The sequence below is a fragment of the Pseudomonas sp. 3296 genome, assembly GCF_031456615.1.
Taxonomy (GTDB): Bacteria; Pseudomonadota; Gammaproteobacteria; order Pseudomonadales; family Pseudomonadaceae; genus Aquipseudomonas; species Aquipseudomonas mucoides.
The window spans coordinates 1-2,411 of sequence record NZ_JAVDUY010000027.1 but is presented as its reverse complement, the minus strand read 5'-3'; the positions used below and the strand labels follow the sequence as shown (position 1 = coordinate 2,411).

Below are 2,411 nucleotides of genomic sequence, written 5' to 3'. Positions count from 1 at the left end.
GAAGGATATTTGCTTCATCGGGGCTCAACCGTTCAGTTCGTGGGGCAAGCGTATTTCAGCAGACTTGGGAGTCTTTTTCAGAGTTTCCCTAGAGCGTTCAACACCAAGAAAGAGACTATGGCGCCTCTACCTCCCTAGACATTAGCAGAATCGCGCCGTAGAGCACACAAATGGCTGCGACCGCTAAATAACCAACAATAAGGCTAGACCGATATAGAGAAATGGAAAAGGTGAATTTCGGCATTTGCATATCCTAATCTTAATTCGAGGCGGGGCTTAATCACGCCCGCTCCTATCCGCCGAATTACTCGTTTTAGACCATAGCATAGCGAACGGATTATCAAGCAAACGAGGGCATTAATGTGGTGGGATACATGTCGTATCAAAGATATACCCACACCAACCTATTGCCTTGCTGCCGACCAACAATCCGTATCGGCCGCCACATCAACACATTGATAGACAAGCCCATACTCAAGCACATCGAACCAGGTGAAATTCATGCTTATTAGTGTCAACGCTACTACTAGCAAAAAAAACGGCGCCTAACGAAAAAGTATAAAAATCCGATGCCAGACGCCCGGCACCGGATTCTCGAGAAAGCCCTCCCGCAATAAAATTGAATCAATGAACAATTTTACCCACAAGAAATGGACTTTCAACCAGAAGACCAAGAATGAATAATCACCCTTGCTCGACAATTACTTTTGATTAGGAATTGTATCAATTGGCCCACAACCACCGATAACTTTAGAAATAGACACCGCCGGGACAAAAAGATAGTCGTAAGAACAGTTTTTTGGCTGGTTGTAGACTTGACCTGTGCAGCCAGTAAGAAGTGCAATCCCGGAGGCAATAACGATACCAACAGATGCTTTGATAATCTTTTCCATATTTAATCCTATATTTTTTGTGTGCCATCATTTAATGACAGCAACGCTAAAAGCGAGGGAAGCGTAGAGCTTCACCATCTGAGGCCGAGCATAATCGCGCGGCGTTATATACAGCACCACACGTTCCAGCCTACCAAACTCACTTCAACAGCGTTATGGACAGTCACGGCTCGTTGCTGCGTGACTAGAATAGGTGTTTTAACACAGAGAAGATCGCCCGCTTGCGCCAAACGCTTGACCGCTTGCGCCAACTATTAACGTTTTAACGAACACAGAGGGGGGGCGAACCTATAACTGACAAAAAAACAAGCCAACGTAAGGCCTTCCACGGCTCAATCAGACCTCGAATTTACAATATGCGGTCTAAACTAAATAGAACCCCTGCCCCGCCGGCATAAAACATCGAACCGCGCACACCAGCACACCAGGCGCGGTCGCCGTTTCGGAGGAGCATTGAAGGCTTGCACACTTCTCGTATAGCCTACCTTCTATCACCATGACTGATGGACAGATGACAATCGTTTATCAACCTGGTCACTCAAGTGACAGAACCTTCATCGCATCCAAAACACGCCCGACTAGAAGCGCTATTTTAATTTGCAATTCATACACCCGTTCGATTATGACGGCAAAGGAGGTAATCTGCGATGCGCGCAAACGGTTATGCTATTGATTACGGTGAACCCATCGGCAAACGATTTTACTTACAAAACACAGCAAATCTGCCTACAAAGACAATTTGAGCCCAAGACGCCCCATCATTTGCTTCTCACTCTTAGCCGACTGTCGCCCTACCCCTTGTCCCGAATCAGTCGGTGAACGAGTCCCATGAAAGACAGGACACCGTTTCCTCCATACGATAACTGCCCGCCACGCCGGCAGCATGGCTAAGCAATAATGGCTCGGTGTACACCGTCGAACAGACGCGCCTGTTTGCTCGGCAGATCGGTTTGCAGCAATGACCACAACGGTGCGCTGTCCGCAAAGCAACGGCATGGCCGAGAGATTCGTGAACACGATCAAGCGTAACTACGCGGCTCCCACGCCCAAGCCGGATCGAGAAACAGCCTTACACAACCTGGCAATTGCCTTCAGACACTTCAACGAGCAACATCCGCAGAGCGCTTTGAACTATCGCTCGCCGAGGCAATTCAGGCGCTTCGCCGCATTATCAATTTAACAGGGAGTTGGTGTCCGGTTTTATAGGGGCGATTCCAGTCGGGAGGGATGATATTGGTGCGCAAATGTCTACGGTGGGCTCAAACAACTCCTTTACTCTGGTTTTAATTTCATAATACCAAGGAGTAGAGGTGGCTAACTCTTCCATCGCTTCTTGAAGCCCATCATTTGCCGCCATTTGCAGCCAATATCTACGTTGCTTAGAACTCCTAGGGAGCCCCATCGCCCCAGCACCATATGCACGACCTAGGGAAGGTCTGAAGTACCCCGCGATTTTTTGATGCTCCAATCATTTGGAGTTCAAAAAATCGACGGTCTGCCAAAAATCAGACTTAGGCT

The 2,411-nt window shown here is 48.1% G+C and carries 1 protein-coding gene and 1 pseudogene; one reads left to right on the top strand and one right to left on the bottom strand.

Annotated elements, in window-relative coordinates:
* Positions 1-701 precede the first annotated feature (701 nt).
* Positions 702-893 (bottom strand): DUF4223 family protein, encoded by a 192-nt coding sequence (locus J2X66_RS30110; RefSeq protein ID WP_310272366.1) that lies wholly within the window; start codon positions 891-893, stop codon positions 702-704.
* Between the two features lie 884 nt (positions 894-1,777).
* Between J2X66_RS30110 and J2X66_RS30105 the strand changes: the two are divergent.
* A pseudogene (locus J2X66_RS30105) lies at positions 1,778-2,073 on the top strand (integrase core domain-containing protein); the annotation flags it as partial.
* Positions 2,074-2,411 lie beyond the last annotated feature (338 nt).

What these genes read in the sequence shown, in the direction of transcription:
- J2X66_RS30110 (WP_310272366.1), bottom strand. Translation starts at nt 893, where the DNA reads ATGGAAAAGATTATCAAAGCATCTGTTGGTATCGTTATTGCCTCCGGG.